Raw genomic sequence first — 15,300 nt, forward strand, 5'->3', positions numbered from 1 at the left:
TCTCAGTCCTTGTCGTCCGGCAGGATCATGTGCATCGCCCAGGCCACCACCGAGATGATCACGCCGCCGACCAGGGCGTTCCAGAAGCCGTCGACGTGGAAGGCCAGCCCCAGCTCCTTCGCGAGGAACGACGTCAGCAACAGCATCAGCGCGTTGATCACGAGCGTGATGAGGCCGAGGGTGAGGATGAACAACGGGAAGGACAGCAGCTTCACCACGGGCTTGACGATGAAGTTGACCACGCCGAAGACGAGCGCGACGAGGATCAGCGTGAGCACCTTGCGCAGCGTGTTCTCACCGGAGAGCGTGATGCCCTTGAGCAGCCAGATGGCGACCGCCAGGGCCGCCGCGTTGGCGATCGTCTTGACTACGAAATTCTTCATGGTGAGATCGTTGCAGACGCAGCATGTGGACGGACCACGACCGAGGAGCGGCAAGGGGTGGACGGCGGATGAAGGCCTTCCGGCTGGATGAACTGGAAGGGGAGCGCCTCGCGAACGACGGCGCCTACCTGCAGTTCCTGGGCGAGCGGAACATGTCGGTCGGGCTCTACGCGCTGGACGCCGGGCAGATGGACCCGCAGACCCCGCACGCCCAGGACGAGGTCTACGTGGTGATGAGCGGCCGCGCGTCGATCACCGTGGGGGAGGAGACGACCCAGGTGGGCCGCGGGAGCGTGGTCTACGTGCCGGCCGGTGTGACCCACCGCTTCCACCACATCAGCGAGGCCCTGAGGGTTCTGGTGGTCTTCTCTCCCCCTGAGAGCTGAGGGTCCGCCCCGGCGACCCGTAGGGGGACGCTCAGGGGTCGACGGGGGCTGCGCAGGCCCCGCCGGACCCCCTGCCCGCCCTAGCATCGAAAGCAAGGCCGGAGCACCCGCGCTCCGGGACCACGAAGCGGAAAGCAGGGACGAACGACATGGCTGAGAAGGGGATTTTCGCAGGACTCCCGTGGTGGGTGAGGTGGATCGCCGTGCCGGTCCTCGTCCTCGTGGTGTTCGGCAGTCTGATCATGAGCGTGCTCGGCTTCGTCATAGCGCTGGTCTTCAAGGCCCTGCTGCTGGTCGCGCTCATCGCCGGGCTGATCTTCGTCGTCAAGAAGTTCACGTCGTCGTCCTCGTCGTCGAAGGGCGACTGGTAGCCGCCCGGCCGGTCGCCGCCGGGACCGGTGTTGACGGCTCTGGCAATTTCTCTGCCCTGAATCCCCCGGAACGACTCCGCCCCGTAGTCGAGTCGCTACGCTCCAGAGTCATAGAGCTCGTAAGCTCAGTCTCGATCTCTATCGGTAGCTGAAGAATCACTCCTGGTGATCTATGGATGCCGTCGAGCGGTGGTGTCTATGGGGCGCGAGGAGCCAATCCCGGGCCAAAACGACGAATACGGGGCATTGGGCGATGCGTGAAACGGTTCAGGCAGAAGTGATCATGACCTTCCTCGTCTCCGAGGAGCTGTCCTTCCGGATCCCGGTGGGACTGGACTACGACAGCAGCGATCCCTACGCGGTGAAGTTCACCTTTCACCTTCCCGGCGATGCGCCTGTGACCTGGGCCTTCGCGCGGGAGTTGCTGCTCGACGGGCTCAGCCAGCCCTCCGGCGAGGGCGATGTCCACATCGCCCCCGCCTCCGCCGAGCACCTCTCGGACGTCTTCATCCGGCTGCAAGTGGGCTCCGAAGGGGCCCTGTTCCGGGCCGGCGCGGCGCCCCTCGTGGCGTTCCTCGACCGGACCGATCGCATCGCCCCCCTCGGCGAGGAGCGCTCGGTCGCCGACTTCGACTACGACCTCGCCGCCGCGCTCGACAACATCCTCGCCGGCAACACCGAGGGGCAGAACGCCGGTTAGCGGCCCGGCGTGCCTCCGCCGGCCACGCCCTCGTCCCGGACCGGCACCCGCTCAGTGCGCGGGGGCGCGCCCTTTGGCGCCGTCCCGGCCCCCAGCGCCCCTGAGCTGGCGTTTTCTCCGGAGTCCGGCGTCCCGCCGGTCCCCGCAGCGCCCGGGGAACCGGCCCCGTTCCCGCCCGACCCGTCCGCCGCGCCCGCTGTGCTCGCCGTGCCCGCCGTGCCCATGGCGGAGAGCAGCTGCCGCGCCAGGCCCAGACCCGTGCCCCCCATCGTCAGCGCCTTCGCAAACATCTCGGACATCCCGTCCGCCCCGTTGAGCAGCACCATGTGGTCAACGTTTCCGAAGGCTTCAGCCCCAGCACGTACGATCTCGGGCCACTTTTCGGCCAGTTGTTGCGCGACCACCGCCTCCTGGTTCTCCGCCAGGGCCGCCGCCCGTGCCTTGATCGCCTCCGCTTCCGCCAGACCCCGCGCCTTGGCGGCCTCGGCCGTCGCCAGTCCCTTCGCCCGTGAGGCCGCCGCCTCCGCCTCACCGGTCGCCCGGGTCGCCTCGGCCGCCGCGGCGCCGCGCGCCTTGGTGGCCTCCGCCTCGGCGCCGGCGGCCGCCTTCACCCGCGTCGCCTCGGCGGCCGCCGCCAGCTCCGTCTCCCGGGCCCGCGCCTGCGCCGCGGAGATACGGGCATCGCGCTCCGCCTCGGCCAGGGTGCGCTTCTCGTAGGCCGCCGCGTCCGCAGGCTTGCGCACGTCCGCCTGGAGCTGCTGCTCCCGCCGGTGCGCCGCCAGCTCCGCTACCCGCGTCTCCTGGACCACGACCTCCTGCTGGGCCGCCGCCTCCGCCAGCGGACCGGCCTGCCGCGCCTTCGCCGCCGCACTGTCCCGCTCCGCCTGATAGCCGGCCTGCAGGATCTCGGAGTCGCGCTGCGCCTGCGACATCCTGGCCGCGGCCTGCTGCTCCGCCTCGGTCGCCAGCCGGTCGGCCTCGGCCTGGGCGATCCGGGCGTCCCGCTGCACCGCTGCCGCGTGCGGCGCCGACAGGTTCTTGATGTAGCCCGTGGGGTCCTGGATCTCGTGGATCTGCAGCGAGTCGATGATCAGACCGAGCTTCTCCATCTCGGTGCCCGAGGCGGCCCGGGTCTCCCCCGTCAGCCGCTCGCGGTCACGGATCATGTCCTCCACGGTGAGCCCGCCGACGATCGAGCGCAGATGGCCCGCGAAGACGTTGTGCACCCGGTCGCCCATGAACTTCTGCTGGTCCAGGAAGCGTCGCGCGGCGTTGGCGATCGACACGAAGTCGTCGCCGACCTTGAATATGACCACGCCGTGGACCTGGAGCGGGATGCCCTGCTTGGTCACGCAATCCACGTGGAGATCGGCCTCATTGAGGTCGAGCGACAGCTTCCGGACCACCTGCACCCCGGGCAGCACAAGGGTCCCGCGCCCCGTGACGATCCGGAACCCCATCCCCTCCTCCAGGCCCTCGGTCCGGTGCTTGGAACCGGAGATGACGAGCGCCTCATTGGGCTCGGCCACCCGCCACATCAGTTTGAACAGCCCGACCACGACGGCCACGGCGACGAGGACGATCCCCGCCACGATGCCGATGAGCATGTGTGCAGCCCCCCTTCGGGACCCCACGACGGGGCCCCTCAAATCCCTTCTGCCCCGGCCGTATCACCCGTAAGCAGCCGGACCATGCATAACCGGATCAGGCATAAGCAGCCGTCACGTACACCGTGCGCGGCGGCTGGTACTCCATGACCACCACCACCGTCCCGCGCTCGATGCGCTCGCCCGGCTCCACCGCATAGGCCAGGAAGGCCTCGGCTCCGCCCCGGACCCGCACCATCACCTCGCCGACCAGCCCCGGGCCGACCGTGCCCGTCACCCTGCCCTGCTCCCCGACCACCGGCAGCTCCCCCCTCGTGCGCTCACTTGGCCCGGCGGCGACGGCCACCCTTCGACCTGGCACGCCCCCCGGCCCGCGAACCGGTCCCCGGGCCGGCACCCCGCCCCGTACTCGCATTGTGCCGGTCGGCACTGACAACGAGGGCCGCCAGCGCGGTCGTCACGGGCACGGACGCCACCAACCCGATGCTGCCCACGAGCGTCCGCACGATCTCCTCGGCCACGATTTCGCTGGTCGCGACCGTTCCGACGCCGCTGTCGGCGATGGAGAACAGCAGCAGCAACGGCAGCGAGGCACCTGCGTAGGCCAGCACCAGGGTGTTCACGACCGATGCGATGTGATCCCGGCCGATGCGCATCGCCGCCCCGTAGAGCTTCCGCCAACTCGCAGTCGGATCGGCGTCCTTCAGCTCCCACACCGCCGACGTCTGCGTCACCGTGACGTCGTCGAGCACGCCGAGCGAGCCGATGATGATCCCCGCGAGGAGCAGTCCGCGGATTTCGATCTCCGGATAGAGGCTGTGCACGAGCCCGGTCTGGTCGTCGGTGTTGCCCGTCAGATGGGCCCAGCCGGTGAAGAGCGTGCCGAGCAGGCCGATCAGAAGCAGTGAGGTGAGCGTTCCGATGACCGCCACGGAGGTGCGGGCGGACAGGCCGTGGCACATGTACAGCGCGATCAGCATGATCGCGCTGCCACCGATGACGGCCACGACCAGCGGATCGGAACCCTGGAGGATCGCGGGGAGGATGAACATCGTCAGCACCCCGAAGCTGATCACCAGTGCGATCAGGGCGAAGACCCCGCGCAGCCGGCCGACGAGCACGACGGCCAGCGCGAACACCGCCGCCAGTATCGCCATGGGCAGCGTCCGGTCCACGTCGCTGACCGAGTACTGCAGGTTCTTCGGCGCCTTGGGGGCGTACGCGAGGACGACCCCCTGGCCGACCGTGTAGCGGCGGGAGGCGCTCGGCTGGACGAGCTCGGTGAACGTCCGGCCCTTGTCCGGGCCCGACGTCACCTCGATCTCCGACTTCTCGCAGGGGCCCTTCGGCTTGGCGGGCCCGCCGGGGCCGCCCGGACCGCCCTGCTGGCCGGGCGGGGGCTGCTGCTGCGGCTGGGCGCCGCCCTTCGTGCAGTCGACCTCCTCGATCTTGACCACCCGGCCCGACTCCGTCTTCTGGTCGAGGCCGAGCCCGGAGTGCTCGTGCGGGGGTGCACCGCCGGGCCACAGCACGGCCAGGCCGGTGAGCACGGCGGCCGCGAAGGGGATGAGGACCACGGCGATCACCTTGCGCAGGTGCGCGGAGACGGGGGAGGCGGGGCCGTGGGAGTGGCTGTGCCCATGACTGTGGCCGTGGCCGTGGCCAGGGGCGGCGGGCCCGTGGTCTTGGGCGTGCGCGTGGCCTTGGGGCCGGTCCTGGGCGGAGGAGCGCCCGTGGTCGTGGGGGTGGGCTGGGAATTCATGGTCCGTGGGGGTCACGCCCGCATCATCGCAAGCCCCCCTGGTCCTCCGGACGGGAGAGGCGCTAGCGTGGTGGCACCTTTGCAATCGCGGGAGCTCGGAGCACCGGGCTGAGAGGGCGCTGACCTCCGTACGGAGATTCGTACGGATGACCGCTGCGTCGACCGCCGAACCTGTTACCGGGTAATGCCGGCGTAGGGAGTTCTGGTCTCATGACCTCGCAGGATGCACGCACGTCCGAAACCGGCCGGGAGATCGGCTGGCACAAGGACTACGTGACCGGCTCGCGTCCGGACCTTCGGGTGCCGGTTCGGCGGGTCCACCTCACCAACGGGCAGGACGTCCAGCTGTACGACACCTCCGGCCCGTACACCGACCCGGCGATCGAGACGGACGTCCGGCGCGGCCTCCGGCCGCTCCGGGAGAACTGGATCATCGGCCGTGGTGACACCGAGGAGTACGCCGGGCGCCCGATGCGCCCGGAGGACGACGGCATCAAGCACACCTCGCCGCGCGGGGGGCTGAAGAACCTCGACGCGGTCTTCCCGGGCCGTCCGCGCCAGCCCCGCCGGGGCCGCGGCGGACAGGCCGTCACCCAGCTCGCGTACGCCCGCCGCGGTGAGATCACCGAGGAGATGGAGTACGTGGCCCTGCGGGAGAACGTCTCTCCCGAGACCGTCCGCGAGGAGATCGCGGCGGGCCGGGCGGTCCTCCCGGCCAATGTGAACCACCCGGAGATCGAGCCGATGATCATCGGCAAGAAGTTCCTGGTGAAGGTCAACGCCAACATCGGCAACTCCGCGGTCACCTCCTCCATCGAGGAGGAGGTCGAGAAGATGACGTGGGCCACCCGCTGGGGCGCCGACACCGTCATGGACCTCTCCACCGGCCGCAACATCCACACCACGCGCGAGTGGGTGCTGCGCAACTCCCCGGTGCCGATCGGCACCGTGCCGCTCTACCAGGCCCTCGAGAAGGTCGACGGCAGGGCCGAGGAGCTCACCTGGGAGATCTACAAGGACACGGTCATCGAGCAGGCCGAACAGGGCGTCGACTACATGACCGTGCACGCGGGCGTGCTGCTGCGCTACGTCCCGCTGACCGCCCGCCGCAAGACCGGCATCGTCTCGCGCGGTGGTTCGATCATGGCCGCGTGGTGCCTGGCGCACCACAAGGAGTCGTTCCTCTACGAGAACTTCGAGGAGCTCTGCGAGATCCTCGCGGCCTACGACGTGACGTACTCGCTCGGCGACGGCCTGCGCCCCGGCTCCATCGCGGACGCCAACGACGAGGCGCAGTTCGCCGAGCTGAAGACCCTCGGCGAGCTCAACACCATCGCCAAGCGCCACAACGTCCAGACGATGATCGAGGGCCCGGGCCACGTCCCGATGCACAAGATCAAGGAGAACATCGACCTCCAGCAGGAGATCTGCGAGGAGGCCCCGTTCTACACCCTCGGCCCGCTGACGACGGACGTCGCACCCGCGTACGACCACATCACCTCCGGCATCGGTGCCGCGATGATCGCGTGGTGGGGCACGGCCATGCTCTGCTACGTCACGCCGAAGGAGCACCTGGGCCTGCCGGACCGCGACGACGTCAAGACCGGTGTGATCACCTACAAGATCGCCGCCCATGCCGCGGACCTCGCCAAGGGCCACCCGGGGGCGCAGGAGTGGGACGACGCGCTCTCGGACGCCCGGTTCGAATTCCGCTGGGAGGATCAGTTCAACCTGGCCCTCGACCCGGAGACGGCACGGGCCTTCCACGACGAGACGCTGCCCGCCGAGCCGGCGAAGACAGCGCATTTCTGTTCGATGTGCGGTCCGAAGTTCTGCAGCATGAAGATCTCGCAGGACATCCGGCGCGAGCACGGCGGCGATCTCGCCGTCGACCCCGAGGCCGGGATGGCGGAGAAGTCGAAGGAGTTCGCGGCGGCGGGCAACCGCGTCTATCTGCCGATCGCGGACTGACCCGGACCACCGCCCGGAGTCACTCCGGGCGGTGGTCCGGGCCGCCGTAGTCGGGGCTGGTGAAGTCCGGGCTGGTGTAACCGGCGCGGGTGCCGGAACCGGAGTCGCTGTCCGGGCTGGTGAAGCCGGGCCGGGAGTACCCCAGGTGGGGCGTGCGGCCGTGGCCCTCGCGGCGCCTGGGGACGGCCGGGGCGGACCGCCCGGCGCCCCCGCCGGGACCGGCGGGGGCGTTGGCCAGGGCCTCGCGGACGAAGGGCAGCAGGCCGCGGTGGATCAGGGCCTGCCGCCACGCCTCTCCGGCCCGGTCGGCGTCCTCTTTCATGCGCATCCCTCGCGCATCACTCCCATCGGCGGAGCCGTTGCGCAGGGCCGTGAGCAGGATGCCGACCATGGCGATGAACACACCGGCGGCCGTGAGGCCCGCGAACCACCAGCCGACGTTGACCATCGGGTCCGCGACGGCCGTGTTGGAGCCGACGGACCGCAGGACGTAGCCGATGGCCAGGAAGATCAGGGCGGCGATGCCGGCGAGGACCGGGGCCAGGACGGCGAGCACCGCTCCGGCACCCGCACCCGAGGACTCCTCCGGCTCTCCGTCCGCGGCAGCGGGGGCGGCCGCGCCGGAGGGAGCGCTTTCGGAATCGGATGCGCCCCCGGCGCCTACGGTTTGGGGGCGTGCCGTCGCGGAGAGCGCGCGCAGTGCATCGCGCGCCCTTACGTAGTTCTGGTATTCGGCCGTTGCGCAAGCCGAGATGGCGGGCATGGCGTCGAGCGCCATCTCGCGCAGCTGTTCTGTATTGAGCCGCTGTCCTATCGCGGCGGCAAGTTCCGGGTCATGGTTCGCGGTACGCAGCGCCTGGTCGAGAACCCGCTCGAATTCCGGGTGGTCCTCGGCCAGCAGATGCGGAGCGCTGTTCATGTGCATCCCCCGATGCTCCGTAGGGCCGTGGTGCCGGCTTACACCGGGCAGTGGGCGGAAACGGAGGAGAGCCTGCTACGGATAAGCCGATGGTAGAGCCGTACCGGCGCGCGGTGACAGTGTGTTTCCCGAATTACCCCCGCGGCGGTGGAACTCCCTACCTGCCCGTCCGTCTGCCCGCTGAACCCTCAGTCAGCCAGAGGAAGTTGCACGACCAGCAGTTTTCCGGCCATCGTGACGCCGCCGTCCATGGCGAGGGCGAGCCCGCCGGCGTACAGGTGCGGGCCGTCCACCAGCGGCGCTCCGTCGTCCTCGGCGTCCGGCTCCTCCGTGCCGACCTCTCCCAGGAGGTACGGGATGGGGCTGTGACCGTGCACGATCCGGCCACCGCCGTAGGTGCTCAGCAGCTCGCGCACGGCCACCGGGCCGGCGTCCTCGTCGCGGAAGGCGAAGCGCTTGGTGAACTTCCGGAAGAGGTCCCAGACCTCGTCCGGGTCGTTGCGCTGCAGGGCCTCGGTGATCGCGTCGTTGACGTCCTCGATGGAGTCGCCGAACTCCAGGTAGGCGGTGGTGTCGGAGTGCACCAGCAGGTGCCCGTCCTCCGCCGCCATGGCGTCGAGCCGGGACATCCACTGCAGGTGGTGGTCCTCCAGGCGCTCCATGTCGCTGCGCTGGCCGCCGTTGAGCAGCCAGGCCGCCTGGAAGGAGGCCGTGCCGGCGCCCGAGTTGACCGGCGTGTCGGCGAACCGCTTCGCGCCGATGATCAGCAGCTCGTGGTTGCCCATGAGGGCCTTGCAGTAGCCGCCCGCGGCCGCTGCCTCGGCCGACAGCCGCATGACGAGGTCGATCACGCCGACGCCGTCCGGGCCGCGGTCGGTGAAGTCGCCGAGGAACCACAGGCGGGCGTTGCCCGCGGCCCAGTGGCCCGCCGCGTCGATCAGGCCCTCCGCGGCCAGCGCCTCGTAGAGCTCGTCCAGATAGCCGTGGACGTCGCCCACGACGTAGAGCGGGCCCAGGCCGGGGTGCTGCGGGGCCGGGGGGTGCGGGTCGGTGAGCGGGGTCAGCTCGACCGTCGGGACGTCCTGAGGGGGCCTCTGGGGGGCGCCACGGCCGATCACCGGGAGGTCCCGCGCGGTGGGGGTGTAGCCGTCGGGGGCGTCCATGGGCGGCTGCACGGGGGGCGCGGACTGTGCGTACGGCGCCATGGGGCCCGGGGCCACGGGAGGCGCAGGAGGCGCGGCGTAGCCGGGGAAGGGCGGGATGCCCGCCGTGTGACGTGCCGCGGGTCCTTGACCGGCCCCCTGAGTCATCGACCCCTCCACCATCGCGCCGCCGTGCACCTTGTGGACCTTGCCTGGTCGACGGCGGTCCGTGGTGTCGTGCGCCCATCATAGGAATGACCGTCGCGGCTTGTGACGCACCAGGGGCCGCGAATCGGTGCAGGAGAGTGCGCACGACGGGTTTTTCTCCCCAATTGAGCCATTCGCCCAGGGCCCGTGCGCCCCCCGAGCGCCCTCCCGGCGGTCCGGTGAAGGCGGTGGAGACGGGGAACGGTGCGTTGACCGGGACGCGGACGGCGGCGGCCGGGGGTGTCCCGGCCGCCGCCGTCCGGCATCCGCCACCGCCGGAACCGATGTCGCCCGGGTGGCGGATGCGGAGCTTCCGGATCAGCCGGCGGGGCCGCGCGGCGGGCTGACCGTGGTGCGGGGCGGACGGCGCTGCGAGGAGGTGCGGACGATCAGCTCGGTCGGTATCACCTGCTCGACCGGCCGGCCGCTGTCCAGCCCCTCGATGGCGTCGATGAGGAGCTGGACCACCGCGGTGCCGATGCGCCGCGGCTTGAGTGAGAGCGTGGTGATGGGCGGCTCGGTGGTGGCGTAGACCGTGGATTCGCTGCAGCAGACGAGCAGCAGGTCGTCCGGGACGCGCAGCCCGTAGCGCCGGGCGGCGGCCAGCAGGTCGGTGCCGTTGGGGTCGAACAGGCCGTACACCGCGTCGGGCCGGTCCGGGCGGGCGAGCAGCCGGTCGGCCGCGACGGCGCCGGCGCAGGGGTCGTGGGCGGGGTACTTCTCGTAGACCGGGTCCTGGCCGACCCGCTCGCACCAGTGCAGGTAGGCGTGGGTGGAGAGCCGGGTGTACGTGTCGGTGCTGGTGCCCGTCAGCAGGCCGATGCGGCGGGCTCCGGCGGCGGCGAGGTGGTCGAGGATGCCGAGGACGGCGGCCTCGTGGTCGTTGTCCACCCACGCGGTCACGGGGAGGGTGCCGGCGGGGCGCCCGTCGGAGACGACCGGGATGCCCTGGCGGACGAGGTCGGAGACCACGGGGTCGTGGTCGGAGGGGTCGATCACGACGGTGCCGTCGAGGGCCACGTTGGACCACACGTCGTGGCGGGAGGTGGCGGGGAGGATGACCAGGGCGTAGCCGCGGGCCAGCGCGGCGGAGGTGGCTGCCCGGGCCATTTCGGCGAAGTAGGCGAATTCGGTGAAGGTGAAAGGTTCATCCCCGTACGTGGTCACCGTCAGGCCGATGAGGCCGGACTTGCCCGTACGGAGGGTGCGGGCCGCGGCGGACGGGCGATAGCCCAGCCGGTCGGCGACCTCGCGGACATGGCGGCGGGTCGCGTCCGGTAGCCGGCCCTTGCCGTTGAGCGCGTCGGAGACGGTCGTGATCGAAACCCCGGCGGCGGCGGCCACGTCGCGGATGCCCGCACGTCCATGCCGGCTGCCCCTGCGGGATGGTTCCGTCCGGCTCACCTGATGCTTCCCTGCTGCTGTCATGGCGAGCCGATAGTAGGGCTCGGGTGGTCCGTTGGCAGGGCGGCATATTTGACTGTTGACAGGCACGTTTCTGCAAGAGGAATTCCCTTCAATGACCATGGAAACGCAGCCAGTTGCGGGCTACGGCAGGGTGCGGGAGGCCTGTGGCATATCCGGACCTGGTGAATGGTCCAGGTCTCGAAGAGGTCTCAACTCACCTTCATGGGGGATGCGCGCCACGGCGCCCGCCACCGGCGCACGCCATTTGTGGAAGCGCTCCCCCTACTCTGGACGCCGACCCGGTGAATCCTCTTAAGGTGTGCAGTATTCATGTCCGCTATTCGTGTGAGGCTCGTCCCGTACGGCAGCGAGCGCACGGGACGTCTGAGGAGGACCTGCGGTGACCGAGAAGACCCCGAAGCTGCGCGCCGCGCTGGACGGCGTGCCCACCTACAAGCCGGGCAAGCCCGCCGCTGCCGGCGGTCCGGTCGCGTACAAGCTGTCCTCCAACGAGAACCCGTATCCGCCGCTGCCGGGCGTGCTGGAGCAGGCGGTCGCCGTGGCGGGCTCCTTCAATCGCTACCCCGACATGGCCTGCTCCGGCCTGATGGCCGAGCTGGCCGAGCGCTTCTCGGTGCCGGTCTCCCACCTGGCCACCGGCACCGGTTCGGTGGGCGTGGCCCAGCAGCTGGTGCAGGCCACGGCGGGCCCCGGCGACGAGGTGATCTACGCCTGGCGGTCCTTCGAGGCGTACCCGATCATCACCCAGGTCTCCGGCGCCACGCCGGTGCAGGTCCCGCTTACCGGTGACGACGTCCACGACCTGGAGGCGATGCTGGCGGCGATCACCGACCGGACCCGGCTGATCTTCGTCTGCAACCCCAACAACCCCACCGGCACCGTGGTGCACCGGGCCGAGCTGGTGTCCTTCCTGGACCGGGTGCCCTCCGACATCCTGGTGGTGCTCGACGAGGCGTACATCGAGTTCGTCCGCGACCCGGAGTTCCCGGACGGACTCGAGCTCTACCGCGACCGGCCGAACGTCTGCGTGCTGCGGACGTTCTCCAAGGCGTACGGCCTGGCGGGCCTCCGGGTGGGCTTCGCGGTGGCCCACGAGCCGGTGGCGGCGGCGCTGCGCAAGACGGCCGTCCCGTTCGGCGTGAGCCAGATCGCCCAGGAGGCGGCCGTCGCCTCGCTGCGCAGCGAGGACGCCCTGCGCGAGCGGGTGGACGCGCTGGTGGCCGAGCGGGCGCGGGTCGTCGAGGCGCTGGCCGGCCAGGGCTGGACGGTGGCGCGGACGCAGGCGAACTTCGTCTGGCTGCGGCTCGGGGACCGGACGCTCGACTTCGCGGCGGCGTGCGAGCGGGCCGGTGTGATCGTGCGGCCGTTCACCGGGGAGGGCGTGCGGGTGACGATCGGCGAGACCGAGGCGAACGACATCTTCGTGCGCGTGGCGGAGGAGTTCCGCAAGGAGCTCTGAGCGAGGAGGCCTTCCGGCCCGGTCGTCTCCGGTGCCGTCTGTCTCCGGCACCGTCTTTCTCCGACGCCGCGCACCCCGATCCGGGGTGCGCGGCGTTCGCGTGTCCGAGGGGGTGGGGGCATGGGGTCCGGCGCTGCGCCCGGCGGTCCGGGCGGTCCGGCGCTAGGGCCGAAGGGGGTACCCCCCTCACTTGTCCGAAAAGGCGGTGCGTCATAATGCTTGTGAATGTGAACGCGTTCACAAGCATTCCCTAATGTCCTGCTTTACCTGGGGCATACAGGTGCATAACGCCGACGACCCGTGTTGCCGGCGACGCGAGAGGCAAGGAGAGACCGAGTGAATCTGGCTTTGGCTCCTGAGACGCTGGCCCGCTGGCAGTTCGGCATCACGACCGTCTACCACTTTCTCTTCGTCCCGCTCACGATCAGCCTTGCCGCGATCACCGCCGGGCTGGAGACCGCCTGGGTCCGCACGGGCAAGGAGAAGTACTTCCACGCCACGAAGTTCTGGGGAAAGCTCTTCCTCATCAACATCGCGATGGGCGTGGTCACCGGCATCGTGCAGGAGTTCCAGTTCGGCATGAACTGGTCGGACTACTCCCGCTTCGTCGGTGACGTCTTCGGGGCCCCGCTCGCGATGGAGGCCCTGCTGGCCTTCTTCTTCGAGTCGACCTTCATAGGGCTATGGATCTTCGGCTGGGACAAGCTGCCGAAGAAGATCCACTGCGCGTGCATCTGGATCGTCGCCGTCGGCACGCTGCTGTCCTCGTACTTCATCCTCGCCGCGAACTCCTGGATGCAGCACCCCGTCGGCTACGCCGTCGACAAGGCGACCGGCAAGGCGCACCTGACCGACATCTGGGCCGTGCTGACCCAGAACACCACGCTCGTCGTCGTCTTCCACACCCTCACCGCGGCCTTCCTCACCGGCGGCGCCTTCATCGTCGGCATCGCCTCCTTCCACCTGTGGCGCGCCAAGCGCAAGCAGCTGCGCGGCGAGGAGCTCGGGGAGAAGCAGCGCAGCCAGGTCGGTGCGATGCGCGCCTCGCTGCGCGTCGGGCTGACGGTCGCGGTGATCGCCGGCCTGGGCACCGCGATCAGCGGCGACGAGCTCGGCAAGGTGATGTTCGAGCAGCAGCCGATGAAGATGGCCGCGGCCGAGGCGCTGTGGGAGACCAAGGCGCCGGCGCCGTTCTCGGTCTTCGCCGTCGGCGACGTCTCCAAGGGCCACAACAGCGTCGAGATAGAGATCCCGGGCCTGCTCTCCTTCCTCGCCCACAACAACTTCACCGAGGCCGTCCCCGGCATCAACGACATCGCCGCCCGGGAGGCCGCGCTCTACGGCGGCGATCCCGAGGACTACATCCCCAGCATCTTCATGACCTTCTGGGGCTTCCGGCTCATGATCGGCTTCGGGATGACCTCCTTCGTCGCCGCACTGATCGGGCTGTGGACCACCCGCAAGAAGTTCTGGCTCGCGCCCGAGTTCCGCACCGGCGAGAACGAGGTCCCGCGGCTGATGCTGACCCGGACCCGCGAGATGAGCCCCTTCTTCACCGCCTGGTCCTGGCGGATCGGCGTCCTCACCATGGGCTTCCCGCTGATCGCCAACTCCTTCGGCTGGATCTTCACCGAGATGGGCCGCCAGCCCTGGGGCGTCTACGGCCTGATGAAGACCGCCGACGCGGTGTCGCCCGGTGTCAGCCAGGGCGAGGTGCTCACCTCCATGGGCGTCTTCACCCTGCTGTACGGGGTGCTCGCCGTCGTCGAGGTCAAGCTGCTCGTGAAGTACGCCAAGGCCGGACCGGACACCGACGAGAAGCCGCCCGCGAAGGACCCCCGGCTGCGGCTGCCCTCCGGCGGCGCGGGCGAGAGCCCCGAGGACGCCGACAAGCCGCTGACCTTCGCCTACTGACGCGCTCACCCGCGTAAGCGGCGGAACGGAGAACCGACCATGCACCTCCACGACTTCTGGTTCCTGCTGATCGCCGTCCTGTGGACGGGCTACTTCTTCCTCGAAGGGTTCGACTTCGGCATAGGCGTGCTGACCAAGCTGCTCGCCCGGGACCGTACCGAGCGCCGGGTGCTGATCAATACGATCGGCCCCGTCTGGGACGGCAACGAGGTCTGGCTGATCACTGCGGCCGGTGCCACCTTCGCGGCCTTCCCCGACTGGTACGCGACCCTCTTCAGCGGCTTCTACCTGCCCCTCCTGGCGATCCTGGTGTGCCTGATCGTGCGCGGCGTCGCCTTCGAGTACCGCCACAAGCGCAGCGGGGAGCGCTGGCAGCGCAACTGGGAACACGCGATCTTCTGGTGCTCGCTGCTGCCCGCCTTCCTGTGGGGCGTCGTCTTCGCGAACATCGTCCGCGGGGTCCCGATCGGGCCGGACAAGAACTTCACCGGCACCCTCGCCGACCTCTTCGGCCCGTACGCGCTCCTGGGCGGCCTCCTGACCCTCGTGCTCTTCACCTTCCACGGCGCGGTCTTCGCGGCGCTGAAGACGGTGGGCGACATCCGCTCCCGTGCCCGCTCCCGCGCCACCGTGCTGGGGATGACCTCGGGCGTGCTCGCCGTGGCCTTCCTCGGCTGGACGCAGGCCGAGTCGGGCAACGGGCGCAGCCTGGCCGCCCTGATCGTCGCCGTCGTGGCCCTGGCCGCCGCGCTGGTCGTGAACCACTTCGGGCGCGAGGGCTGGGCCTTCGCCTGCTCGGGCGTGGCGGTCGCGGCGGTGTTCGCGCTGGTCTTCCTCGCGCTCTTCCCGGACGTCATGCCCTCCTCGGCCAACCCGTCCTGGAGCCTGACCGCCGCGGACGCCGCCTCCAGCCCGTACACGCTGAAGATCATGACGTGGGTCGCGGTGCCCATGACGCCCCTGATCATCGCCTACCAGGCGTGGACGTACTGGGTCTTCCGCAAGCGGATCGGCACCCAGCACATCCCTGCCCCCGCTGCTCACTAGGCCC

14 protein-coding genes are annotated in these 15,300 nt (G+C 70.0%); 7 read left to right on the forward strand and 7 right to left on the reverse strand.

What is annotated here, in order from left to right; translation table 11 throughout:
• Window positions 1-2: 2 nt before the first annotated feature.
• Entirely contained in the window at window positions 3-383 is a 381-nt protein-coding gene (locus FGW37_RS16635; protein ID WP_058045356.1) for a phage holin family protein, read from the reverse strand.
• 68 nt (window positions 384-451) lie between these two features.
• Between FGW37_RS16635 and FGW37_RS16640 the strand changes: the two genes are divergently transcribed.
• The 3 genes from FGW37_RS16640 (at window position 452) to FGW37_RS16650 (ending at window position 1,840) form a co-directional block, all read left to right on the forward strand.
• On the forward strand, window positions 452-769 hold the full coding sequence (locus FGW37_RS16640) for a cupin domain-containing protein (RefSeq protein ID WP_058045357.1): 318 nt from the start codon (window positions 452-454) through the stop codon (window positions 767-769).
• Window positions 770-918: 149 nt separating this feature from the next.
• Complete coding sequence (locus tag FGW37_RS16645; RefSeq protein WP_179081767.1) at window positions 919-1,140, forward strand: DUF5326 family protein; 222 nt, start codon at window positions 919-921, stop codon at window positions 1,138-1,140.
• A 253-nt stretch (window positions 1,141-1,393) separates the two neighbouring features.
• On the forward strand, window positions 1,394-1,840 hold the full coding sequence (locus FGW37_RS16650) for an SsgA family sporulation/cell division regulator (protein WP_030366799.1): 447 nt from the start codon (window positions 1,394-1,396) through the stop codon (window positions 1,838-1,840).
• Here the strand turns inward: FGW37_RS16650 and FGW37_RS16655 are convergent.
• The 3 genes from FGW37_RS16655 to FGW37_RS16665 all read right to left on the reverse strand — a co-directional run bounded on the left by FGW37_RS16655 (window position 1,837) and on the right by FGW37_RS16665 (window position 5,225).
• On the reverse strand, window positions 1,837-3,447 hold the full coding sequence (locus tag FGW37_RS16655; RefSeq protein ID WP_179081768.1) for an SPFH domain-containing protein: 1,611 nt from the start codon (window positions 3,445-3,447) through the stop codon (window positions 1,837-1,839). The two genes, FGW37_RS16650 and FGW37_RS16655, sit on opposite strands and share 4 nt — an antisense overlap.
• 97 nt (window positions 3,448-3,544) lie before the next feature.
• Window positions 3,545-3,745: a hypothetical protein gene (locus FGW37_RS16660; protein WP_179081769.1), complete on the reverse strand. Its 201-nt coding sequence runs from the start codon at window positions 3,743-3,745 to the stop codon at window positions 3,545-3,547.
• Between the two features lie 22 nt (window positions 3,746-3,767).
• Window positions 3,768-5,225: a YibE/F family protein gene (locus tag FGW37_RS16665; RefSeq protein ID WP_179081770.1), complete on the reverse strand. Its 1,458-nt coding sequence runs from the start codon at window positions 5,223-5,225 to the stop codon at window positions 3,768-3,770.
• A gap of 194 nt (window positions 5,226-5,419) precedes the next feature.
• Between FGW37_RS16665 and thiC the strand changes: the two genes are divergently transcribed.
• Window positions 5,420-7,180, forward strand: a complete 1,761-nt coding sequence (thiC, locus tag FGW37_RS16670) for a phosphomethylpyrimidine synthase ThiC (protein ID WP_179081771.1) — start codon at window positions 5,420-5,422, stop codon at window positions 7,178-7,180.
• A gap of 19 nt (window positions 7,181-7,199) precedes the next feature.
• Here the strand turns inward: thiC and FGW37_RS16675 are convergent, their stop codons facing one another.
• From FGW37_RS16675 to FGW37_RS16685, 3 genes are all read right to left on the reverse strand, one after another.
• On the reverse strand, window positions 7,200-8,099 hold the full coding sequence (locus FGW37_RS16675) for a hypothetical protein (protein ID WP_343067116.1): 900 nt from the start codon (window positions 8,097-8,099) through the stop codon (window positions 7,200-7,202).
• A gap of 188 nt (window positions 8,100-8,287) precedes the next feature.
• Complete coding sequence (locus tag FGW37_RS16680; RefSeq protein ID WP_425506544.1) at window positions 8,288-9,409, reverse strand: metallophosphoesterase; 1,122 nt, start codon at window positions 9,407-9,409, stop codon at window positions 8,288-8,290.
• 357 nt (window positions 9,410-9,766) lie between these two features.
• Entirely contained in the window at window positions 9,767-10,876 is a 1,110-nt protein-coding gene (locus tag FGW37_RS16685) for a LacI family DNA-binding transcriptional regulator (protein WP_179081773.1), read from the reverse strand.
• Between the two features lie 379 nt (window positions 10,877-11,255).
• Between FGW37_RS16685 and hisC the strand changes: the two genes are divergently transcribed.
• From hisC to cydB, 3 genes are all read left to right on the forward strand, one after another.
• A complete protein-coding gene (gene hisC, locus FGW37_RS16690) occupies window positions 11,256-12,335 on the forward strand; it encodes a histidinol-phosphate transaminase (RefSeq protein ID WP_179081774.1) in 1,080 nt (359 codons plus the stop codon).
• 336 nt (window positions 12,336-12,671) lie between these two features.
• Entirely contained in the window at window positions 12,672-14,249 is a 1,578-nt protein-coding gene (locus FGW37_RS16695; protein WP_179081775.1) for a cytochrome ubiquinol oxidase subunit I, read from the forward strand.
• Between the two features lie 39 nt (window positions 14,250-14,288).
• Window positions 14,289-15,296 (forward strand): cytochrome d ubiquinol oxidase subunit II, encoded by a 1,008-nt coding sequence (cydB, locus tag FGW37_RS16700; protein WP_179081776.1) that lies wholly within the window; start codon window positions 14,289-14,291, stop codon window positions 15,294-15,296.
• The last annotated feature ends 4 nt before the right edge of the window (window positions 15,297-15,300 follow it).

It is taken from the genome of Streptomyces rectiverticillatus, from assembly GCF_013394065.1.
Taxonomy (GTDB): domain Bacteria; phylum Actinomycetota; class Actinomycetes; order Streptomycetales; family Streptomycetaceae; genus Streptomyces; species Streptomyces rectiverticillatus.